The sequence below is a fragment of the Streptomyces sp. NPDC060002 genome (assembly GCF_042737245.1).
Classification (GTDB): domain Bacteria; phylum Actinomycetota; class Actinomycetes; order Streptomycetales; family Streptomycetaceae; genus Streptomyces.
In genome coordinates, this window is the sequence record NZ_JBHWUW010000019.1 from 22,592 (window position 1) to 43,245 (window position 20,654).

Sequence of the window (20,654 nt, forward strand, 5' to 3'; positions counted from 1 at the left end):
GATGACCCTCGCCCTGCCCCTGCCCCTGCCCCGCGCCCGGACGCTGTCACCGGTCCTGCCCGTGGTCGCCGTGGTCGCCCTGCTCGGCCTGCCGCTCGGCCCCGGCGGCGAGGGCGGCGCCGGACCGGCCGACGCGCTGTCCGCGCTGGTCGTGCTGTTCTGCGCGGTCCGGCTGCTGCGCCAGCGGCGGCGCCCGCTGTCCCTCACCGCCGCCCTGGTCCTCGGACTGCCGGTGGTCGGGCTCGCGCTGGCCGCGATGGGCGCGTCCTCGCCGGGGGCGGGACTCTCCGGTCTGGGCCGCTACCTCCAGATCTTCGTGCTCGTCCCGGCGGCCGTCGTCCTCCTCGTCCGCGACCGGTCCGACTTCCGGGTGCTGGCCTGGTCGTTCGTCGGGCTCGCGGGGTGGCAGGGGGCGGTCGGCGGCCACCAGTTCGTCACCGGGACCGGCGCCTCGTACCAGGGCGAGAACATCCGGGCGGTCGGCACCTTCGGGCCGCAGGACGTGATGGGCATGGCGACCGTCGTGGCGTTCGGCCTGATCTGCGCCGTCGGGCTGGCGCTCGGCCGGACCCCGGTACGGCAGCGGGCGATCGCCGCCTGCTCGGCGCTCGCCCTGCTGGTGCCGCTCGCGCTCTCCTTCAGCCGGGGCGCGTGGATCGCGACCGTGCTGACCTGCGCGGTCCAGCTGGCCCTCGCCGGGCCGCGGCGGGCACTGAAGGTGGGCGCGGTGGCGGCCGCGGCCGGGGTGATCCTGGTGGGCGGCTTCGGGTTCGGCTCGGCGATGCTCCAGGAGCGCGTCAACAGCATCACGCAGGTCAGGGACGCGCCCGACCAGTCGGTCACCGACCGGTACACGCTGTGGGCGGCCGCGGTCGGCATGTGGCGCGACCAGCCGCTGACCGGCGTCGGGTTGAAGGGCTTCCCGGAGCACCGCGACGGCCGCGCCTCCCTCGCGTTGTCCTCCGGCAGCGACACCGACGGCGCGGGCTCCGGGTTCGTCAAGCAGCCGCTGCTCTCCCCGCACAACATGTACCTGCTGATCCTCAGCGAGCAGGGCCTGATCGGGCTGCTCACCCTCGCGGGCGGCTGGCTGGCGATGCTGGCGTGCGGGCTGCGCGGTTGGTTCCGGGTCCGGCGCTCCGGACCCGGCCTCGACTGTGCGCTCGTGGCCTGCGGACTGCTGATCTGGCAGCTCGTGGACTTCACGTACGCCGACATCGGCGGTCCGTCGACCGTGCTGACCGCCGTCGTCTTCGGGGCCGTGGCCTGGTGGGCGCTGGTCGGCGGCAGTGACCGCGAGGAGGCGCTCGCACGATGACGGTCACGCCTCCCCGGACGCCTCGCACGGACGGTCCCCCTTCCGTGCCGCCGGCGCGGTCCGCCGCCCGGTCCGGGGAGACGGCCGACGGAGCCGACGGAGCGGTCGCCGCGGCGGCGGCCGGCGGGCAGGAAGTCAGCGGCGGGGAAGGCGGCGGCAAGGAGGGCGGCGGGCAGGAGGGCGGCGGACTCCCCCCGATCTCCCGTCGGTTCCTGGCCAAGGCCACGCTCGTCACCGCCGTCCTCTCCGTCGCCGGGGCCCTGCTCGGGCTGGTGCGCGACCAGGCGCTGGCCCGGCTGTTCGGGGCGGGCAGCGACACCGACGCCTTCCTCGTGGCGTGGACCGTGCCCGAGTTCGCGGCCACGCTGCTCATCGAGGACGGACTGGCGTTCGCCCTGATCCCGGCGTTCAGCATGGCGCTCGCCCGCCGTTCCCAGGGCGCCACAGGCGACCCGGTCCGCGCCCTGGTCGCCGGCACGCTGCCCCGTCTGTCGCTGGCCTTCGTCGCGGTGGGCGCCCTGTTCATCGGCCTGGCGCCGCAGCTGGTCGAGGTCCTCGCCCCGGGTCTGCCCGCCCCCGCGCTCGCCGTCGACTGCACTCGGCTCACCGCCACCTGTGTGGTGAGCTTCGGGCTCGCCGGGTACTGCAGTGCCGCCCTGCGCGCGCACCGGCGGTACGGGGCGCCCGCGGCGATCTACGTCGCCTACAACGTCGGCATCATCACCGGGATGTTCGTGCTCGGGGGGCTCTGGGGGGTGCGCTCGGCGGCGGCCGGGGTCGCGGTCGGCGGGCTGCTGATGGTCCTCGTCCAGCTGCCCTCCCTGTGGGGGCAGCTGAGGAAGCGCGGGGTGGCCGACGAGGCCTCCGTGCAGGAGGAGGCCCGGCCCCTCGACACCCTGCTCCTCACGACCGTGCTCCTGTTCGCGCTGTGCCGGCAGTCCCAGGTCCTCATCGAGCGCTTCCTCGCCTCACAGCTGCCGGCCGGGGCCATCTCGCACCTGAACTACGCGCAGAAGGTGGCGCAGATGCCGATGATCCTGTCGGTGATGGTGTGCACGGTCACCTTCCCGGTGGTCGCGCGGGCGCTGGCCGAGGGGGACACCGAGCGGGCCCGCACCCGGGTGGAGCGGGATCTGGCGCTCGCCGCGTGTGTCGTGCTGCTGGGCACGGCCGCCGTGCTGGCCTGCTCGCCGCAGATCATCGAACTGCTTTTCCAGCGGGGCGCGTTCACCGCGAAGGACACGGCTGCGACGGCGGGCGTGATGCGGGTGTACGCGCTCGGGCTGCTCGGCCAGACCCTGGTGGGCGTGCTGGTCCGCTCGTACTTCTCGGCGGGCCGCGGCTCCTGGTACCCGGTCGGCGCGATGGCCTCCGGGGTCGTCGTGACCTCCTGGATCGGCGCGCTGAGCGTCGGTTCCTGGGGCGTGTACGGGATCGCCGCCGCCAACGCGATCGGCATCACCGTCACCGCCCTCGTCCTGCTGGCCGGGATGGGCCCGCGCAGCGTTCCGGTCGGTGTCCGGGGCGTGCTGCGCGAACTGAGCCGGCCGGTGCGGGCGGCCCTGGTGGCCACCCTGGCGGGGTCGTTCGCCGCCGGGCGGTTCACCGACCCTCTGTCCGGCCTGGCCGCCGGGGGGCTCACCGTGGCCGTCGTCTTCCTGCTGCTCGGCCGTGCCCTGGGCTCCCAGGGCATCGATTCCGCACTCCGTTCCGTACGTTCCGCGACCCGAAGGTTCTCCCATGTCCGCTCCTGACAACAGCAGACGCACTCCCGTCCCGTGGGTGGCGATGTACCACTCCGTAGGGGACTGCTCCGAGGATCCCTACCGCATCACCGTCACCCCCGAGAGGCTGGAGAAGCAGCTGATGTGGCTGCGCCGACGCGGGCTGCGCGGCGTCTCCATGGCGAAACTGCTCGCCGCCCGGGCCCGGGGCGAGGGCCGCAACCTGGTCGGTCTCACCTTCGACGACGGTTACGCCGACTTCCTCACCGAGGCGCTGCCCGTGCTGCGCCGCCACCGCTGCACCGCCACCCTGTTCGTGCTGCCCGGCCGGCTCGGCGGCGACAACGCCTGGGACCCGCTGGGCCCGCGCAAGCCGCTGCTGACCGCCGACGGCATCTGCCGCGCGGCCTACGAGGGCGTCGAGATCGGCTCGCACGGCCTCACCCACGTCGACCTGACCAAGGCCGACGACCTCACCCTGAAGAAGGAGACCGTCGAGAGCCGCGCGGCCCTCGCCGCGCTGCTGGGCACCGAGGTCGACGGCTTCTGCTACCCGTACGGGACGATCGACCGGCGTGCCATGGACGCCGTACGCGAAGCCGGTTACAGCTACGCCTGCGCGATCGACCCCGGCTCGCTGAACGGCCTCCACGCCCTTCCCCGTCTGCACATCGGGCAGAGCGACAACGTCGTCCGCATGCATCTGAAGTACCGGTTGCACCGGTTGCGCCGGCGGCCCGTCGAGGGGCTGCGGTGAAGGCGCTGCACATCATCACGGGGCTCGGTGTCGGCGGTGCCGAGCAGCAACTGCGGCTGCTGCTGCGGCACCTGCCGATCGAGTGCGAGGTGGTGACGCTGACGAACCCGGGGACGGTCGCCGACGGGCTGGCCGAGGACGGGGTCCGGGTCGTCCACCTCGGCATGGCCGGCAACCGCGACCTGGCCGCGCTGCCCCGCCTGGTCCGGATCATCCGCTCCGGCGGCTACGACCTCGTCCACACCCATCTCTACCGGGCGTGTGTCTACGGCCGGCTGGCCGCGCGGCTCGCCGGCGTCCGCGCGGTCGTCGCCACCGAACACTCCCTGGGCGACTCGCAGATGGAGGGGCGGAGACTGACCTCCGGGGTCCGTGCGCTCTACCTCGCCAGCGAGCGGCTGGGCCGCACCACGGTCGCCGTCTCCCCCACGGTCGCCGACCGCCTGCGTGGCTGGGGGGTCCCCGCCCCCCGGATCGAGGTCGTCCCCAACGGCATCGACCTGGCCCGCTTCCGTTTCGACCCGGACGTCCGCCGGCGCACCCGGCGCCGCCTCGGCCTGCCCGACGACGCCTGTGTCGTCGGCGGCGTCGGACGGCTCACGGCCGGCAAACGCTTCGACGTCCTCATCCACGCCCTCGCCCGGCTCCCCGCCGACCACTGGCTGTTGCTGGTCGGCGGCGGCCCCGAGGAGAACGTGCTGCGCCGCACCGCCCACGAGGCGGGGGTCGCCGACCGTGTGCTGTTCACCGGTGAACGCCCCTGTGTCCCCGACGGCACACCCGGCCCCGACCTGCCCTCCCTCACCTCCGCCATGGACCTGTTCGTCTCGCCCTCCCCCGAGGAGACCTTCGGTCTGGCCGTCGTCGAGGCGCTGGCCTGCGGCCTGCCCGTGCTCTACGCCTCCTGCCCCGCGATCGAGCAGCTGCCCGCCGGGGCGCCGGGCGCCCGCCGGGTGACCGGCGGCACCGAGGCCTTCGTCCGCGCGCTGACCGAGGCACGCGCGCGGACCCCCGGCCCGCGCACCGCCGCGGAGGCCGCCCGCCACTACGACATCACCCGCAGCGCCGCCCAGCTCATGGACGTGTACGCGGCCACCGTTTCCGGACCACCCCTGCTCTCCCCCGCCACCCCGACACCCCAGGAAGTCAGTTCCCCATGACCGAGAATCCCCGCCGTCCTGCCTCCCTGCGCCGCGCCAAGGCGCTCCCGCCCTGGTCCCTGCTCGCGGTCGGCGCCGTCGCCGGCGGACTGCTCGGCGGCACGTACGGCGTCCTGAAGCCGCCCGTGTACACGGCCACCGCCTATGTGGTCGCCGTCCCCACCGAGAAGTCCGACCCGGCGTCCGCGCTCGGCTTCGCGCAGGCCTACGGCCGGGTCGCCACCCAGCTGGCGGTGCTCGGGGACGCGCAGGTGTGGGCCGGTGTGCCGGTGAAGACGCTCCAGCAGAGCGTGCAGACGGCGACCTCGCCGGACGCCCCGATGGTCTCGATCACGGCGACCTCTGCCCGGGCCGACCTGGCCGCCGACATGGCCAACGCGGTCTCCCGCTCGCTGACCCAGCACGCCAAGAGCTCCAGGGCCGCCACCAACGTCGAACTCCAGCAGTTCGCCCGCGCGGTCCGGCCGACCGGTCCCTCCTCGGTGTCCCCGGCGGTGACGGGTCTGGTGGGGGCGAGCGCGGGCGGGCTGCTCGGCGGGCTGCTGCTGCTGGTGCGGCCGAAGCGGGGCCAGGAGGAGGAGGCCGCGCGCCCCGCCGCCGTCCCCGGCCCGGCCCTCGCCGCCGACGCCCACGGAGCGCTGTGAAGCCGACGTTCACGACCGAACTCGTCACCGACGAGGAGGCCTTCGCCGCCCTCGCTCCCGCCTGGGGCCGGCTGTACCAGCGGTGCGCGAGCGCCACCCCGTTCCAGAGCCACGCCTGGCTCCACTCGTGGTGGCTGTCGTACGGCAGGCGCGGCCGGCTGCGTCTGCTGCTGGTCCGCGACGGCGGTGAACTCGTCGCCGCGGCCCCGCTGATGGCCGTACGCCGGCCGCTGCCCGCGCTCGTGCCGCTCGGCGGGGCGATCTCCGACTACGGGGACGTCCTCGTCGACGACGAACGGGGCGAGCATGCCGTCGCCGCGCTCACCGAGGGCCTCGCGGCGGCCGCCCGCACCGCGCTGATCGACTTCCGCGAGGTGCGGCCGGGCGGCGCGGTGGAGCAGGTCTACGAGCGCTGGCACGGCCCCCGGCGACGGGTGAGCGACTCGGTGTGCCTGGAGCTGCCCGCCGTGCCCATGGACGAGCTGGTGGCCCGGCTGCCGTCGGCGAAGGCCCAGCGGGTGCGCGCCAAGCTGCGCAAGCTGACCGCGCTGGGCGTCGAGCGTCAGGTCGTCTGCCCGGAAGAGGTCGACTCGGCACTGCGCCGGCTGCTGGAACTGCACCAGTTGCAGTGGCAGGGCCGGAAGGTGACGGGCGAGCACCTGCGGGCACGGTTCTGCGAGCACCTGGTGCGGTCGGTCGGGCCGATGGTGCGCTCCGGGGACGCGGTGGTCACCGAGTTCCGGCTCGACGACGACGTGGTGGCCGTCGATCTGACCCTGCTGTCGCGACGGCTGGCCGGGGGCTACCTCTACGGCGCCCATCCTCAGCTGCGCGAACGCAAGGCGGACGTGGCGGTGATGCTGCTCGACGCGTGCGCCGAGCACTCCCGGAGCGGGGGTCGCGCCGCGCTCAGCCTGCTGCGCGGCAACGAGCCCTACAAGCACCACTGGCGGCCCGAACCGGTCGTCAACCAGCGACTGCTGCTGGCCCGTCGGCGTACCGCGCCGCTGCTGTCGGCGGTCGTGTGCGACGTGGCCGCGCGACGGCGGGGCAAGGAGTTGCTGCTCCGGCTGGAGCAGCGGAGGGAGCGTGACGGTGGCGGCAGGTCCTGACGCGGGCCTGCCGCCACCGCACCGCGGTTCACTGGTCGCCCGACCACCAGTCCAGTCGGAAGCACAGCTTGCCGCCGATCCAGTACTCGACCCATTCGCCGAGGTCCAACGGTGTGCACTTCCCCGTGGGTTCGGTGGAGGGTTCGGTCGTGGGATCCGTCGAGGGCGACGGTTCCACGGGGGGGTCGACGGAGGGTGCCGGAATCGTCGGTGGCGTGCTCGGCTCGTCGATGCGGCCGGACAGCAGCGAGCGGTAGACGGCGGACGACTCCGGGTTCTGCCCGCACTGCCACACACCGTGCGGGCAGTAGTCGGTCACCGTGTTGTACAGCGGTTTGTGCTCGTCCATCCAGGCGATCATGCGCCGCATGTATTCGGCGTTGTCACCGTTGCGGAAGAGTCCCCATTCGGGATAGGAAATGGGCTTTCCATGGCTTTTGGCGAAGTCCACGTGTGCCTGGAGCCCGTAGGGTTCGTTCACCTGCTCGTCGAAGGACAGGCCGGTCGGCTGGTCGTAGGAATCCATTCCGAGGATGTCGACCGTGTCGTCCCCCGGATAGCACTCGGTCCACGGAACGGCGTCCTTGCCGCGGGTCGGCGTGAAGTCGAACCTGAATTTCTGGCCCGGCACCGAGCGCATGGTGGAGACGATCCTGTTCCAGTACTTCTTCCAGGCCTCCGGGTCCGGCCCGCACCGATGGGTGTACGTGATGCCGTTCATCTCCCAGCCGAGCACGATCACCGTGTCCGGCACCTTCAGCGCGACCAGCCGCTCGGCGAGGGCGCTGAAGTGGTGATCGAACTCCCCGGCCGCACCCTCCCGCAGCAGCCCGCGTACCTCGTCGTCGGACACCCCCTCCTCGTTGCGCTCCATCATGGGCACATTGAGGACGAGCATGCGGTCGTCCTTCTCCAGTCTCCAGTCCGCCCACAGGTCGAGGAAGCCGGGCGGTCCCTCGATGTTGTGCCACCGGTCGCCGGGCAGGTAGGTGTGGCCGACGCGCAGCTCCGCGCCGCCCAGCCACTCGCCGAGCTCGGCGATCCGGGCCACGCCCTGGGCGCCGTAGTCGAGGTAGGCGCCGAAGGCGGGGGCGTCCTTCGCGGACGGGACGGACGGGACGGACGGGACGGACGGGACGGACGGAGTGGGGATCAGCGGGGCCTCGGGGGTCACCGGCGCCTCGGGGGTCACCGGCGCCTCGGGGGCCGCCGGCGCCTCCGGTGTCGCGCTCGGGGCGGGTACGACCGGGTCGGGCTCGGCGGGTGCGGGGAGGGTCATCGCGGCCGTCGGGACGGTCGGGGTGGGAGCGGGAGGATCGGCTACCCGCACCACCCCAGCACCTGCGGCGAATCCAGGTCCGGACGCCAGCGCGGCCGACGCCGCGACCGCTGCCGCGACGACGGCCAGCCGTCGGGACCGCGCGCGTCGCTGCTGTGGGGCCATGCCTGCTCCTTTCTCCACTCTCACGTAACGCGCAAAGAGCGCGCATTACTGACACTCAGTCATATGAAAGTCACACGTAAAGGAATTACGCCACCGCCGTTACGGCTTTCGAGTGCCTCGATCGCCCATACCGGTGAACTGAACCGAAGGACCCGGAATAAAATGCCCGAGTCGATGCTCGACACCCGCGTCCCCGCCGTTCTTCTGCGGATCGACCGGAATCCCTTTCACCACGGAACGCTGGGTGCCGTGCGCTCGCTCGGCAGAGCCGGAATCGACGTGCACGTGGTCGCCGACTCCACGGGAAGTCCCGTACGCAAGTCCCGCTTCGTACGCCAGTTGCATCCACCGCCGCCACCCGGCGCCACCCTCGCCGACATCGCCGCCACCCTGCTGCGGGTGGCCGCCCGCATCGAGCGGCCCGCCGTGCTGATCCCGATGGACGATGCCGGCGCGGTCGCGGTGAGCCGTCTGCGCGAGGAGCTGGCGCCCGCCTACCTGCTGCCGCAACAGCCCGGCAAGGTGCCCGAACGCGTCGCCGACAAGGCGGAACTGACCAGACTGTGCGCGGCGGCGGACGTGCCGCACCCGCTCACCGTGATCCCGGACAGCGCGGCGCAGGCCGCCACCGCCGCCTGGCGGCTCGGCCTGCCGGTGGTGGCGAAGTGGAGCCGGCCCTGGCTGCTGCCCGCCTGTTCGGGGCTGCGCAGCACGCTCGTGGTGCGCTCCACCCAGGAGGCGCGCGACCTGTACCTGCGCACCGAGGAGGCCGGCAGCCAGCTGCTGCTCCAGGCCTTCCTGCCGCCGGGCCCGGACCGCGACTGGTTCTTCCACGGGTACGCCGACCGCTCGGGCGCGGTCGGCGGCGGCGGTCCGGGCCGCAAGCTGTGCGCCTGGCCGCGCGGCGCGGGGCTCACGGCGGTGGGCGAGTGGACCGAGAACCCGCAGGTGCGGACGCTGGCCCAGCGGCTCACCGACGAACTCGGCTACCGGGGCATCTTCGACCTCGACTTCCGCCGCTGCGGCACGACGGGCGACTACCACCTGCTCGACTTCAACCCTCGCCCCGGCGCCCAGTTCCGGCTCTTCGCCGACGGCGCCGGACTCGACGTCGTCCGCGCCCAGCACCTCGACCTGACGCACCGTCCGCTGCCGGCCGGGGCACCGCTGCCGGGCCGGGCGTTCGTGGTGGAGAACTACGCACCCCTGGCCGCGCTGCGACCGGCCCGCCGCGGCCGTGAGCTGGCCTGGCACGCGGGCGACGACACCGCTCCCGGCCGGGCCATGTGGGGCCTGTGGGGCGCCCATGTCGCCCGTCGGCTGCTCGACCGGCTGCGCCGGGCCGGCGCCTCGGGCGCGGCCGGGGTCCGGCCCCGCGTGGTCCGGCAGGCGACGCCGCCCACGCCGTCCCTGACGGACCTGACGGACCTGACGGACCTGACGGACCTGACCGAACCCCCGCCGAGCGCACCGGCTCCGACCGCGCCTGCCCCGGCCGCACCGACCGACGACGAGAAAGCGAGCAGCTGCTGATGTACGACCTGCTGGTGGTGGGCGCGGGCCCGTACGGCCTGTCCATCGCGGCGCACGCCGCGGCCGCCGGACTGAAGCTGCGTGTCTTCGGCCGGCCGATGGCCTCCTGGCGCGACAACATGCCGGGCGGGATGTTCCTGAAGTCCGAGCCGTGGGCCTCCAACCTCTCCGACCCCGAGGCCCGCTGGCGGCTCGACGCGTACTGCGCGACCCAGGGCGTGACGGCCCGGCACGGGGAGCCGATCCCGGTGGAGATGTTCGCCCGGTACGGGCTGTGGTTCGCCCGCAACGCCGTCCCCGACGTCGACGAGCGCACGGTGACCCGGATCGTGTCCCGGCCGGGCGGCTTCGAGGCGATCACCGCCGACGGCGAGACCGTGCGGGCCCGGACGGTCGCCCTCGCCGTGGGCGTCATGCCGTTCGTCGAGATCCCGGCCGCCCTGCGCGGACTCTCCCCCGACCTGGTCTCGCACAGCAGCCACCACGGAGACCTCGACCGCTTCCGCGGCCGGGACGTCACGGTGATCGGCGGCGGCCAGGCGGCACTGGAGACGGCCGCGCTGCTCGCCGAACAGGGCTCCCGGGTACGGGTGTTGGCCCGCGCGGAGCGGCTGCGCTGGAACGATGTGCCGCCGTCCTGGGAACGCCCGTGGTGGCGGTCGGCCCGTTCCCCGCAGAGCGGGCTCGGCTGCGGCTGGCGCAACTGGTTCTACGCGGAACGCCCGGGCTTCTACCGCCGGCTCCCGGAGCCGACCCGGGCGCGCATCGCGGCGACGGCGCTCGGCCCGGCCGGAGCCTGGTGGGTACGGGACCGGGTGGAGGGCTCCGTGCGGGTACGTCTCGACCACGAGGTGACAGCGGCGCGAGCGGTCCCGGGCGGGGTACGGCTGGAGGTGGCCGGAGCGGACTCCTTCGAGACCGAGCACGTGATCGCGGCCACCGGTTTCAAGGCGACCCGTGACCGGCTCGGACTGCTCTCCGGCGAACTGCGCGGGGCGCTGGCCACGGTGTCCGACGGTTCCCCCGAGGTGGGCCGGGACTTCGAGTCGTCCCACCCCGGCCTGTTCCTGGCCGGTCTGGTGACGGCGGCCGGCTTCGGCCCGGCGATGCGCTTCGTGTACGGCGCGACCTTCACGGCGGGAACCCTCGTCCGGGGCGTACGGCGCCGGCTGCACACGGGCGTGCCGAGCGGGGTGATCCCGGCACCGGGTCGGCACGGGGCACCGGAGGCCGTACGGCGCTGAGCCGGACGGTGTGCGGGTGCCGGACGCGAGGGCGTCCGGCACCCGGTGCCTTCACCTACGGGACGCGGCCCGGCCTCGCCGGTACAGGACGGCACCGCCCGCGATGAGCGCCGCGCTCACGCCGGACGCGGCCAGCAGAGCGGCACGCTCACTGCCGGTGTGCGGCAGCTGCGGCGGCGAGCTGTGCCCACCACCACCCTCCGGAGGCGCGGTGTCCTCGCCGTGCGGAGGCTGACCGCCGCCACCCCCGTGCGGAGGCGGGGTGGAGTGCCCGCCATGCGGAGGCGGGGTGGAGTGCCCGCCATGCGGAGGCGGGGTGGAGTGGCCTCCATGCGGAGGCGGGGTGGAGTGCCCGCCATGCGGAGGCGGGGTGGAGTGCCCGCCATGCGGAGGCGGGGTGGAGTGGCCTCCACCGGGTGGTGTGCTGCCACCGCCGTGCGGGGGCGGAGTCGTGTGACCCCCACCGGGCGGAGTACTGCCACCGCCATGGGGAGGCGGAGTGGTGTGACCGCCTCCAGGCGGGGTGCTGCCCTCTCCGTAGGGAGGCGGGGTCGTGTGGCCACCGCCGGGCGGAGTACTGCCACCGCCGTGGGGAGGCGGGGTCGTGTGACCACCGCCCGGTGGCGTCGTGTGGCCCCCTCCGGGAGGCGGGGTCGTGTGACCGCCACCGCCGCAGGTGTCGCCGTAGCCCCCGCAGTCGTCCCCGGGGCCGTCATGCTCATGGCCGGAGTCGCCGTAACCGGAGCCGCCGTAACCGGAATCCTCGTCGCGGGACTCGCCGTAACCGGAGCCCTCGTCGCTGGACTCGCCGTAGCCGGTGTCGCCGTCGCGGGACTCGGCGTCACCGTACGGTGCGCCGTGTGAGCGATGTCCGTTCGCGTCCGAGAGGTTGGCACAGGAGTTACCGAAGGCCGGGTTGAGCGCGGCGCCGATGTCGACCGAGTTGCCGCACAGGTTCACCGGAAGGTGCACCGGGGCCTGGACGGTGTTGCCCGACAGGACCCCGGGCGAACCCTTGGCGGCTCCATCGGCTGTTGAGTCGGCGAGGGCGTTGCCGCCCGCGCACAGGGACAGAATGCCCGTCGCGGCGGCGGCCGCGACCATTCCCCTGCTCAGGGTCTGTCGCAATCTCGTTGTCTTCCTGCTTGAAGAAGTGGGAAAAACCGGCCCTGGACCACAGCAACGTCGTCCAAGGCCGGCCTCGATCCAGCGGTACAGCTGGTGAGTCGCGTCGTCAGTCGTTGATGCAGACGTTGCCGGCGGCCGGGTTCAACGCGGCGATGATGTTGATGGTGTTGCCGCACACGTTGATCGGAATGTGGATCGGAACCTGGACGACGTTGCCCGACAGGACACCCGGGGAGCCGATGGCAGCCCCGTTCGCATCGGCGTCGGCGAAGGCGGGGGCAGCCCCGCCGAGGGCCAGGATCAGACCCGCGACAACAGCAGCGCTCTTCTTCATGAGTTTCCCTTCTCTGCGGTCATGCCCAGATGACGGTCGAAACCGAGCGAGCGCAACTGGAACGGCTCGCACCATGACCCGCAAGCTGCAAACGAGAGATAGACAGCCGAAGAAACCAAGAAACGCGCTTCGTACAGGAATTCACTCGAACGCCTTCAGGTAATTGACACGAACAGCCCACCGAAGAGGAAACGATTCGCCTGAATTGCGAGAGAAATGACAGGACATCAGCCTGAGAAACGCGGTGGCCGGACGGCCCGCCGGGAACAGAACGGGCCGCCCGGCGGGCAGCGCCGGGGCCGTCAGTGGTTGGCCACGCCGTTGCCCGAGAGCGCGGAGATGTCGTCCAGGATGTGCGAGAGCGGCTCGTCGCCCTTGGCCTGGGTGCTGTTCTCGGCACACTGCTGGTTCTGCGGGGCGGACAGGATCGGGACGTCCTGAACGCCGATGTTGACCGCGCTGACGAGCGACTGGATGTCACCCTTGACCGGCAGGCCGATGCAGAGCTTGTTGACGGAGCTCTGGACCAGGGTGGCCTGGGGGCTCAAGTCGCCCTTGGTCACCGAGTTCCCGAACGCCTCGTGCGCGCCGTTGCCACTGGCGGAGGTGGTGCCGGCGTCGTCCCCGATGGCAAGCGCCTGAGGGGCGACCGCCGCGGACATACCGACGACGGAAGCGGCGACCGCCGCCGCGGCCATTGCCTTCTTGAGCATTTCGCTGTTCCTTTCCCTGCCCTGACTCCGGGCCAGGACCATGTGCCTGCCCCCGAACCAACCCGATGCGCCGGGTTTGGTTGCGGCCCTTCACCCGATCGGTTTTTCCGACCCGACGACCGGATTTCCCGCCAATAGGCCATCGGAGTGAAGCGGGGCAACCAAACGGGACAAGGAACGTTAATCAGAACACTCCGGTGGACGGGGTTTCTCACGAAGGGACTTACAAGTGATCAAGAAGGTACTGGCCACCGCCGCGGTCGCCGCCTCCGTCGCTGGCGTCTCCGCCGCTGCGGCAGCTCCGGCACTCGCCATCGGCAACGACAGCGGTACCACGTCCGCCAGCGGCAACGGCGCCAGTCAGTCGTTCGGCAACTCGGCCACCTTCGGCAACATGAGCCCCCAGATGGCGCTCATCCAGGGCTCCTTCAACAAGCCCTGCATCGGCCTGCCGGCGAAGCTCAACCTCCAGTCGCTCGTCGGCGCGGCCAACATCGGCCTTCAGGACGTCCCGATCCTGTCCGCCCCGCAGAACCAGCAGTGTGTCGAGAACAGCACCCAGGCCAAGGGCGACGAGCCGCTCTCGCACATCCTGGACGACATCTCGGTCCTGGCGGGCAACGGCGCGGCCAACCACTGAGTCCGACGTGCTGAACGGGTTCTTTTCCTGAGCCCCCGAGTGGTTTCTCCACTCCCGCAGCGGGCCGCCGGATCATCGGCGGCCCGCTGTTCTAGCGTGCGGCGCGTGACGATGAAGAGAAACCTTTGGCCACGCCGCCTGGCGATTCCCGGAATCGTCCTGGCCGCCACGGGCGCGCTGCTCGGCAGCTCAGCCCTCCCCTCACTGCCCGGACTCCCCGGACTGCCCGGACTCCACGGCCGGGAACACGCCCAGCGTGGGCTGAACATCCTGCTGATGGGCACCGACGAACGCGACACCCTCACCGCCGCCCAGAAGCAGAAGTTCCACGCCGGTGGAAAACCCTGCGGCTGCTCGGACGTCCTGATGCTGATCCACGTCTCGGCCCACCGGGACCGCGTCAGCGTGATCGGCATGCCCCGTGACTCCTACGCGGAGATCCCGCCGTACCGGGAGAAGCCCGGCGCCAGGGAACACCCGCCGCATCCGGCGAAGCTCAACGCGGCCTACCAGGAGGGCGGTCCGGAGCTCATGATCCGGACCGTGGAGTCCATGGCCAAGGTGAACATCGACCGGTTCCTCCAGGTGGACTTCCGGCGCTTCATGAACAGCGTGGACGAGGTCGGCGGCGTCGAGGTGTGCACACCGCGGCGGCTGAAGGACACCGCGACCAGGCTCGACCTCAAGCCCGGCAAGCACCGGCTCGGTGGCGGAAAGGCGTTGCAGTACGTCCGTTCACGCCATGTCGACGGCAGCGCCGACCTCGGCAGGATCCAGCGTCAGCAGCGCTTCCTCGTCCAGGCGTGGCGGGAGATGAAGGAACGGAAGCTGCTCACCCACCCGAGGCGTATGACGCATCTGGTGGAGATGTTGCTCGGGTCCAAGCGGCAGGGCTTCCCGGCCGGCGAGCTCGTCGGACTGGCGGCCGCGCTGCACCGGCTGCCGGACTCGGCGACGGAGTTCACGACCGTGCCGATCGCCGGGTTCGCCCCGGCCCGCCTGGGCATCGGCGCGGCGCTGGCCTGGGACCGGAAGGAGACGGACGCGCTCTTCACAACGGTGCGCGACGACCGGCCGCTGATCGAGCGGGGTGCGGAGCCGAAGCCGAAGGACCCGCCGGACATCCTCGGCAGGACGGAGCCGGTGCGGGGGAGCGCGTACGCGTGCCACTGAGGGGCGCACGGTGGTCGTGCGCGATGCGCTACGCCGATCGGGGCACAGCGCGCAACCCCGGGCGGGTACGGGGCGTTGTTGATCACGCAGCTCCTCCCCCGGAGTCCGCGTTTTCGAAGGGAACGAACATGAAGAAGCTGTGGGCGACCGCGGCCCTCGCCGCCTCCGTCGCCGGTCTCGCGGGGCTGAGCGCCCCGCAGGCCCTCGCCATCGGTGACGACAGCGGCACCACGTCCGCCAGCGGCAACGGGGCCTCCTCGGAGTTCGGCAACTCGGCCACCTTCGGCCACCAGAGCCCGCAGCTCTCGCTGGTCCAGGGTTCGCTGAACAAGCCGTGCATCGGTCTGCCGGCGAAGCTCAACCTCCAGTCGCTCGTCGGCGCGGCCAACATCGGCCTTCAGGACGTCCCGATCCTGTCCGCCCCGCAGAACCAGCAGTGTGTCGAGAACAGCACCCAGGCCAAGGGCGACGAGCCGCTCTCGCACATCCTGGACGACATCTCGGTCCTGGCGGGCAACGGCGCGGGCAACGGCTGAGCGACAGCCTGACGTACCACTACGGCGGGTCACCGGTTCTCCGGTGACCCGCCGTTCGTGCGTCCTAGGAGACCACGTCCTTGCGGGCGAAACCCCGGAAGGCCAGGGCGAACAGGACCAGGGCGTACGTCACGGAGACGGCGGTGCCCTGGATCATGCCGGACCACTCGGGGGTGGGCTGGACGGCGTCGGCCCAGGCGAACTGCCAGTGCGCGGGCAGGAAGTCGCGCCAGTCGCCGAGGGCGGTGACGGCGTCCAGGACGTTGCCGACGATGGTCAGGCCGACCGCGCCGCCGACCGCGCCGAGCGGGGCGTCGGTCTTCGTCGAGAGCCAGAACGCGAGCCCCGCGGTGACCAGTTGGGAGACGAAGACGTACCCGACCACGATCACGAGCCGCTGGGCCGCGGTCCCCGGGTCGAGTGCGCCGCCCGTGGGCAGCTCCAGGGAGCCCCAGCCGTAGGCGGCGGAGCCGACGGCGAGGGCGACGACCGGCAGCAGGACCATCGCGGCCAGGCTGAGGCCCAGGCCGACGACGAGCTTGGACCACAGCAGGCGGGCCCGGGGCACGGGTGCGGCGAGGAGGTAGCGCAGCGAGGACCAGCCGGCCTCCGAGGCGACCGTGTCCCCGCAGAACAGGGCGACCGGGATGACCAGGAGGAAGCCCGCGGACACGAACAGGTTGACGGCGGCGAAGTTGGCGCCGGACGCCGTCGCCGTGTCCATCAGGGTGACCTGGTTGTTGCGGCCGCCGGGCTCGCCGCCGATCGCGAAGGCGATGAGCAGGACGAACGGCAGGGCGGCGAGGATGCCGCCCATGACCAGCGTGCGGCGCCGCTTGAGCTGGCGGACCAGCTCGACGCGCAGCGGCAGCGTGCGGCCCGCCTGGTAGCCGGAGGCGACCTCGGTGAGCGTGCTCATGCGGAACCTCCGATCAGGGTGAGGAAGGCGTCCTCCAGGCGGCGGTGCGGGCCGACCGCCTGTACGGGCACGTCGAGCCGGACGAGTTCGGCGACCAGGCGCTGGGCGCTGCCGTCGGCGTCCAGGCGGACCAGCAGGCCCTCGGCGGTGGGGACCGCGGAGGCCACCCCCGGCAGTGCGGCGACCTTCTCGACGACCGGTTCCTCCACGGGGGTGACGGTGCCCACGAGGAGGGTGTCGCCGGAGCCGACGATCTCGGCGACCGGGCCCGCCTGGACCAGCCGGCCCCGGTCCATGACCACGAGGTGCGTGCAGGACTGCTCGACCTCGGACAGGAGGTGGCTGGAGACGATGACCGTGCGGCCGGCCGCCGCGTACCGGATCATCACCTCGCGCATCTCGCGGATCTGCGGCGGGTCGAGGCCGTTGGTCGGCTCGTCGAGGATGAGCAGGTCCGGGAGGCCGAGCATGGCCTGGGCGATGGCGAGGCGCTGGCGCATGCCCTGCGAGTACGTGCGTACCGCGCGGGCGAGGGCGTCGCCGAGGCCGGCGATCTCCAGGGCCTCCTCGAGGTGGGCGTCCCCGGCGGGGCGGCCGGTGGCCTGCCAGTACAGCTCCAGGTTCTCCCGGCCGGACAGGTGCGGGAGGAAGCCGGCGCCCTCGACGAAGGAGCCGACGCGGGAGAGGACGGGCGCACCCGGGCGGATGGCGTGGCCGAAGACCCGGATCTCGCCGGCGTCGGGGCTGATCAGGCCCATCAGCATGCGCAGGGTCGTCGTCTTGCCCGCGCCGTTCGGACCGAGGAGACCGAGGACCTGGCCCTTCTCGACGCGGAAGGACAGGTCGCGGACGCTGTAGCGGTCGCCGTTCGCGTACTTCTTGCTCAGGTCGGTGATCTGGAGCGGGACCTCGGCGAGAGCGGGGTCGGGGGCGGGGCCGGCGGTGCGCCGGCGGGCCGTCAGCAGCAGGGCGAGCGCGATCACCGCACCCGCGAGGGGCAGCCACCACACCCAGGACGGGAGCGGGGCGGCCGCGGTCGTCACGGCGGGGGCGGTCGGGACCTTCAGATCGCCCTTCATCGAGACGGTGTACGTCGCCGGGGCCATCGGGGAGGCGTAGCCGAGGTCGGTGGAGGCGAGGACCAGGCGCAGCCGGTGGCCCTCCTCGACCTTGTGGTCGATCGCCGGGAGCGTGATCGTGACGTCCTTGCCGGCCTTGGCGCCCTCGACGCGGACCGGGGTGACGAGCTGGGACGGCAGCACCTGGCCGCCCTGGCTGCCGGTGCCGCTGACGTCGTAGACCTTGGCGAAGAGGACGGCGGTGTCGGACGTCGACCTCACATGGACGGTGACCGTCGGGGAGCCGGTGACGCGCAGGTCGCCGGTGACCGGGGCGGAGTCGAAGGCCGCGTACTGGCCGGGGAAGTCGAGGGAGACGCCGACGCCGAGGGAGGAGAGCTGGGAGAGGCCTCCGCCGCCGAGGCCGGGCAGGGCCGAGACGGCGGGCGGGCTGGCGCCGGGCGGGTTGGCGAAGGACTGCTCCTCGCGGCGGCCGGTCAGCGCGAACGAGCGCGCGCCGTTCTCCAGGCCGGGGTAGCTGTCCGCGCTCGCGCCCCTGAGCCGGGCGGCGCCGTCGGTGGAGTCGACGCCGCCGGTGCGGGTGACGCGGAAGGCGGGGCCGGTGTCGGTGGCCTTGTCGTCCTTGAGGTAGCGGTCGAACCAGTCACGCACGCGTGCCTGGACGCGATCGCCCTCCATGTCGCCGCCGTCATGGCCGCCCGAGATCCAGTCGACGTCGACGGGGGCGCCGCCCGCGCGAATCGCCTTCTCGGCCGCGTCGGACTGGGCGAGGGTGAAGAGGGAGTCGGTCTGGCCCTGGACAAGGAGGGTGGGGACCTTGATGCGGTCGGCGACGGCGGACGGCGAGCGCTGCTCGAGGAGCTCGCGGGCGGCGGTGTCGGGGGTGCCGGACTCGGCGACGCGGTCGTACATCGCGGCCAGCGCGGGTTCGAAGCGGGCGGAGCCGCCCCCCGTGTTGAAGAAGATGCCGGCCCACAGCTTCTTGAACACGCCGTCGGGGAACAGGGCGTCCGCGAGGTTCCAGTAGGTGATCGCGGGGGCGATGGCGTCGACGCGGTCGTCGTAGCCCGCGGCCAGCAGGGAGATCGCGCCGCCGTAGGAGGCGCCGGCCACGCCGACCCGGGGGTCGCCGGTCTTGTCGAGCTGTACCTGGGGCTGCTTCGCGAGCCAGTCGATCAGCCGGGAGACGTCGGCGACCTCGCCCTTGGGGTCGTTCAGCCCGATCTTGCCGGTGGACTTGCCGAAGCCGCGAGCCGACCACGTGAGCACCGCGTATCCGTCGCGGGCCAGCTTCTCGGCCTGCTGACGTACGTCGTCCTTGCTTCCGCCGAAGCCGTGCCCGAGGAGGACGGCGGGGCGGCGGCCGGCGGTGCCGGAGGTGAAGTAGGAGGTGTCCAGGCGTACGCCGTCCACCGCCATGACCCGGTCGGTGTGGTGCACCGCGGGCGTGTCGTCGTCGGAGGCGACGGCCGTCCAGGTACCGGCACCGGCGAGTACGACCACGGCGGCCACGGCGGAGACGATCCGTCGCGGCCGCCGTGGTCCTCGCAGACCGGGCAGTCGAAGATCCATGCTTCAACCGTACGGCGTCAACCTGTCGTGGAGTTGTCGACCGCAGACCGAACTCGTCACCATCCCGGGGGCGTACGGGGCCGGGCCGGCGTACACCAGTCGCGGTACGCGTCAGGCCTGCGCGTCGTCCGGGATCGACACCAGCCAGCGGGTGTCGCGGCGGGGGCGGAGGTAGAGGGCCCAGTAGAGGGTGGCGGCGGCGGTGATGCCGCCGGTCCACAGGAGGTAGGGCGTCTCCTGCCGGGTGAGGACGTAGCCGAGGACGACGATCAGCAGGACCGGCAGCACCGGCCACGCGGGCATGCGCCAGGCGTGGGTGTCCTTGTGGTGACCGCGGCGGGAGAGCAGGGCGGCGACCGCGACGAGCAGGTACATGCCGGTCACGGAGACGCCGGTGACCCCGTACAGGGTGTCCAGGTTCACGAAGCAGAGCAGTGCGCCGGGGATGCCGACGGCGAGGGTGGCGACCCAGGGGGAGCCGAACCGGCCGAGCTTGGCGAAGACGTCGTTGACGGGCTGCGGCCAGGCCTTGTCGCGGGCGGAGGCGAACAGGACGCGGGAGTTCTGGATGACCATCACGATGCCGGCGTTGATGATCGCGAGCGCCACGCAGAGGCTGACGAAGGTGCCGACGGCCGAGTTGGACCAGGCGGTGACCATGCCGCCGATGTCGCCGCCGGTGAGTTCGGTGAGGTCGGAGGCGCCGAAGGTGATGGCGACGACCGGGACCAGGATGATCACGGAGGAGATGGCGAGGGTGGCGAGGACCGTGCGGGCGACGTTGCGGCGCGGGTTCTCCAGTTCCTCGGAGAGATAGACGGCGGTCGAGAAGCCCTGGGTGACGAAGAGGGCGATGGCGAGGCCGGAGACGACCAGCATGGCGGTGACGGTGTCGGTGTGGCCGTCGGCGCCGGCGACCTGCATCGAGACGAGGCTGCCCGCGCCGCGGTGGCCGTGGGCGAAGCCCAGGACGGCCACGACGGCCGCCGCGATGACCTCCAGGACCAGGAAGACGCCGGTGATCCAGGCGTTGGCACGCAGGTCGAGCAGGCCGGCGAGGGTGGCGAGCAGCATGACGGCGGCGCCCGCGAACGAGGGGTCGAGGTGGACGACCGGGGCCAGGTAGTCGGCCGTGCCCATCGCGATCACCGGCGGGACGATCATGACGACGAGCAGGGAGAGGACGAAGACCAGCCAGCCGGCGAGCCGCCCGGCCAGCGTCGACACCATGGCGTACTCACCGCCCGCGCTGGGGATGAGGGTGCCCAGCTCCGAGTAGCAGAACGCCACGGCGATACAGAGCAGCGAGCCGATCGCGATCGTGAGGGCGGTCGCGGTGCCGAGCGAGCCGAAGAGGTCCGGGACGACGACGAAGAGGGTGGAGGCGGGGGTGACGCAGGAGAGGGTGAGGAGAGTGCCGCCGACGACTCCGATGGAGCGCTTGAGCTTCTGGGGACTGTCGGACACCGGCGCCTGGGGGGCGGTGGTGGCGACGGGGCGGAGCGTGTCGGTCATGCGGCGGGTCCGATCGACTCGTGCGGATGGCTCCGGCGGCTGTGGTGGTGCTGCATGGAACCCCGACGAAAACCGGCGCGTCAATAGGTGTTCACCTACGGAATCCGTA

Annotated in this window: 18 protein-coding genes; 11 read left to right on the top strand and 7 right to left on the bottom strand. The window is 72.4% G+C overall.

Annotated elements, in window-relative coordinates; translation table 11 throughout:
- The first annotated feature begins 1 nt into the window (after position 1).
- The 6 genes from ACFWBD_RS18760 to ACFWBD_RS18785 are packed head-to-tail and all read left to right on the top strand — an operon-like array spanning position 2 to position 6,715.
- Complete coding sequence (locus ACFWBD_RS18760; protein ID WP_385667754.1) at positions 2 to 1,318, top strand: O-antigen ligase family protein; 1,317 nt, start codon at positions 2 to 4, stop codon at positions 1,316 to 1,318.
- Complete coding sequence (murJ, locus tag ACFWBD_RS18765; protein ID WP_385667756.1) at positions 1,315 to 3,072, top strand: murein biosynthesis integral membrane protein MurJ; 1,758 nt, start codon at positions 1,315 to 1,317, stop codon at positions 3,070 to 3,072. The genes ACFWBD_RS18760 and murJ overlap by 4 nt, the downstream gene beginning before the upstream one ends.
- Positions 3,059 to 3,799 carry a polysaccharide deacetylase family protein gene (locus ACFWBD_RS18770; RefSeq protein WP_385667758.1) on the top strand — a complete coding sequence of 247 codons (741 nt, stop codon included), beginning with the start codon at positions 3,059 to 3,061 and terminating at the stop codon, positions 3,797 to 3,799. Before murJ ends, ACFWBD_RS18770 begins: the two co-directional genes overlap by 14 nt.
- Complete coding sequence (locus ACFWBD_RS18775) at positions 3,796 to 4,959, top strand: glycosyltransferase (protein WP_385667759.1); 1,164 nt, start codon at positions 3,796 to 3,798, stop codon at positions 4,957 to 4,959. The genes ACFWBD_RS18770 and ACFWBD_RS18775 overlap by 4 nt, the downstream gene beginning before the upstream one ends.
- A complete protein-coding gene (locus tag ACFWBD_RS18780; protein WP_385667761.1) occupies positions 4,956 to 5,603 on the top strand; it encodes a lipopolysaccharide biosynthesis protein in 648 nt (215 codons plus the stop codon). The genes ACFWBD_RS18775 and ACFWBD_RS18780 overlap by 4 nt, the downstream gene beginning before the upstream one ends.
- On the top strand, positions 5,600 to 6,715 hold the full coding sequence (locus ACFWBD_RS18785) for a GNAT family N-acetyltransferase (RefSeq protein ID WP_385667763.1): 1,116 nt from the start codon (positions 5,600 to 5,602) through the stop codon (positions 6,713 to 6,715). Before ACFWBD_RS18780 ends, ACFWBD_RS18785 begins: the two co-directional genes overlap by 4 nt.
- A 28-nt stretch (positions 6,716 to 6,743) precedes the next feature.
- Here the strand turns inward: ACFWBD_RS18785 and ACFWBD_RS18790 are convergent, their stop codons facing one another.
- Complete coding sequence (locus tag ACFWBD_RS18790) at positions 6,744 to 8,159, bottom strand: glycoside hydrolase family 26 protein (RefSeq protein ID WP_385667765.1); 1,416 nt, start codon at positions 8,157 to 8,159, stop codon at positions 6,744 to 6,746.
- 162 nt (positions 8,160 to 8,321) lie between these two features.
- Here ACFWBD_RS18790 and ACFWBD_RS18795 point away from each other — a divergent pair, with 162 nt between their 5' ends.
- Positions 8,322 to 9,692, top strand: a complete 1,371-nt coding sequence (locus ACFWBD_RS18795) for an ATP-grasp domain-containing protein (RefSeq protein WP_385667767.1) — start codon at positions 8,322 to 8,324, stop codon at positions 9,690 to 9,692.
- A complete protein-coding gene (locus tag ACFWBD_RS18800; protein ID WP_385667768.1) occupies positions 9,692 to 10,936 on the top strand; it encodes an NAD(P)-binding domain-containing protein in 1,245 nt (414 codons plus the stop codon). Before ACFWBD_RS18795 ends, ACFWBD_RS18800 begins: the two co-directional genes overlap by 1 nt.
- Positions 10,937 to 10,987: 51 nt before the next feature.
- Here ACFWBD_RS18800 and ACFWBD_RS18805 read toward each other — a convergent pair whose 3' ends face one another.
- The 3 genes from ACFWBD_RS18805 to ACFWBD_RS18815 all read right to left on the bottom strand — a co-directional run bounded on the left by ACFWBD_RS18805 (position 10,988) and on the right by ACFWBD_RS18815 (position 13,111).
- Positions 10,988 to 12,064, bottom strand: a complete 1,077-nt coding sequence (locus ACFWBD_RS18805) for a chaplin (protein ID WP_385667770.1) — start codon at positions 12,062 to 12,064, stop codon at positions 10,988 to 10,990.
- Between the two features lie 106 nt (positions 12,065 to 12,170).
- Complete coding sequence (locus ACFWBD_RS18810) at positions 12,171 to 12,398, bottom strand: chaplin (RefSeq protein ID WP_385667772.1); 228 nt, start codon at positions 12,396 to 12,398, stop codon at positions 12,171 to 12,173.
- Positions 12,399 to 12,700: 302 nt separating this feature from the next.
- Positions 12,701 to 13,111, bottom strand: coding sequence for a rodlin (locus ACFWBD_RS18815; RefSeq protein ID WP_385667773.1), 411 nt, complete (start codon positions 13,109 to 13,111; stop codon positions 12,701 to 12,703).
- Positions 13,112 to 13,340: 229 nt separating this feature from the next.
- Here ACFWBD_RS18815 and ACFWBD_RS18820 point away from each other — a divergent pair, with 229 nt between their 5' ends.
- The 3 genes from ACFWBD_RS18820 (at position 13,341) to ACFWBD_RS18830 (ending at position 15,460) form a co-directional block, all read left to right on the top strand.
- Entirely contained in the window at positions 13,341 to 13,751 is a 411-nt protein-coding gene (locus ACFWBD_RS18820; RefSeq protein WP_385667775.1) for a rodlin, read from the top strand.
- Positions 13,752 to 13,862: 111 nt separating this feature from the next.
- Entirely contained in the window at positions 13,863 to 14,924 is a 1,062-nt protein-coding gene (locus tag ACFWBD_RS18825; RefSeq protein WP_385667935.1) for an LCP family protein, read from the top strand.
- A gap of 128 nt (positions 14,925 to 15,052) precedes the next feature.
- Positions 15,053 to 15,460: a rodlin gene (locus ACFWBD_RS18830; RefSeq protein ID WP_385667777.1), complete on the top strand. Its 408-nt coding sequence runs from the start codon at positions 15,053 to 15,055 to the stop codon at positions 15,458 to 15,460.
- A 64-nt stretch (positions 15,461 to 15,524) separates the two neighbouring features.
- On the opposite strand, the gene ACFWBD_RS18835 is transcribed toward ACFWBD_RS18830, so the two are convergent.
- The 3 genes from ACFWBD_RS18835 to ACFWBD_RS18845 form a co-directional block, all read right to left on the bottom strand.
- On the bottom strand, positions 15,525 to 16,379 hold the full coding sequence (locus ACFWBD_RS18835; RefSeq protein ID WP_351754344.1) for an ABC transporter permease: 855 nt from the start codon (positions 16,377 to 16,379) through the stop codon (positions 15,525 to 15,527).
- Positions 16,376 to 19,030, bottom strand: a complete 2,655-nt coding sequence (locus tag ACFWBD_RS18840; protein WP_385667780.1) for an alpha/beta fold hydrolase — start codon at positions 19,028 to 19,030, stop codon at positions 16,376 to 16,378. The genes ACFWBD_RS18835 and ACFWBD_RS18840 overlap by 4 nt, the downstream gene beginning before the upstream one ends.
- 111 nt (positions 19,031 to 19,141) lie before the next feature.
- Positions 19,142 to 20,545: an APC family permease gene (locus ACFWBD_RS18845; protein ID WP_385667782.1), complete on the bottom strand. Its 1,404-nt coding sequence runs from the start codon at positions 20,543 to 20,545 to the stop codon at positions 19,142 to 19,144.
- Positions 20,546 to 20,654 lie beyond the last annotated feature (109 nt).

What these genes read in the sequence shown, in the direction of transcription:
- ACFWBD_RS18760 (WP_385667754.1), top strand. Translation starts at nt 2, where the DNA reads ATGACCCTCGCCCTGCCCCTGCCCCTGCCCCGCGCCCGGACGCTGTCA.
- murJ (WP_385667756.1), top strand. Translation starts at nt 1,315, where the DNA reads ATGACGGTCACGCCTCCCCGGACGCCTCGCACGGACGGTCCCCCTTCC.
- ACFWBD_RS18770 (WP_385667758.1), top strand. Translation starts at nt 3,059, where the DNA reads ATGTCCGCTCCTGACAACAGCAGACGCACTCCCGTCCCGTGGGTGGCG.
- ACFWBD_RS18780 (WP_385667761.1), top strand. Translation starts at nt 4,956, where the DNA reads ATGACCGAGAATCCCCGCCGTCCTGCCTCCCTGCGCCGCGCCAAGGCG.
- ACFWBD_RS18790 (WP_385667765.1), bottom strand. Translation starts at nt 8,159, where the DNA reads ATGGCCCCACAGCAGCGACGCGCGCGGTCCCGACGGCTGGCCGTCGTC.
- ACFWBD_RS18795 (WP_385667767.1), top strand. Translation starts at nt 8,322, where the DNA reads ATGCCCGAGTCGATGCTCGACACCCGCGTCCCCGCCGTTCTTCTGCGG.
- ACFWBD_RS18800 (WP_385667768.1), top strand. Translation starts at nt 9,692, where the DNA reads ATGTACGACCTGCTGGTGGTGGGCGCGGGCCCGTACGGCCTGTCCATC.
- ACFWBD_RS18810 (WP_385667772.1), bottom strand. Translation starts at nt 12,398, where the DNA reads ATGAAGAAGAGCGCTGCTGTTGTCGCGGGTCTGATCCTGGCCCTCGGC.
- ACFWBD_RS18815 (WP_385667773.1), bottom strand. Translation starts at nt 13,111, where the DNA reads ATGCTCAAGAAGGCAATGGCCGCGGCGGCGGTCGCCGCTTCCGTCGTC.
- ACFWBD_RS18825 (WP_385667935.1), top strand. Translation starts at nt 13,863, where the DNA reads ATGAAGAGAAACCTTTGGCCACGCCGCCTGGCGATTCCCGGAATCGTC.
- ACFWBD_RS18830 (WP_385667777.1), top strand. Translation starts at nt 15,053, where the DNA reads ATGAAGAAGCTGTGGGCGACCGCGGCCCTCGCCGCCTCCGTCGCCGGT.
- ACFWBD_RS18835 (WP_351754344.1), bottom strand. Translation starts at nt 16,379, where the DNA reads ATGAGCACGCTCACCGAGGTCGCCTCCGGCTACCAGGCGGGCCGCACG.
- ACFWBD_RS18840 (WP_385667780.1), bottom strand. Translation starts at nt 19,030, where the DNA reads ATGGATCTTCGACTGCCCGGTCTGCGAGGACCACGGCGGCCGCGACGG.
- ACFWBD_RS18845 (WP_385667782.1), bottom strand. Translation starts at nt 20,545, where the DNA reads ATGACCGACACGCTCCGCCCCGTCGCCACCACCGCCCCCCAGGCGCCG.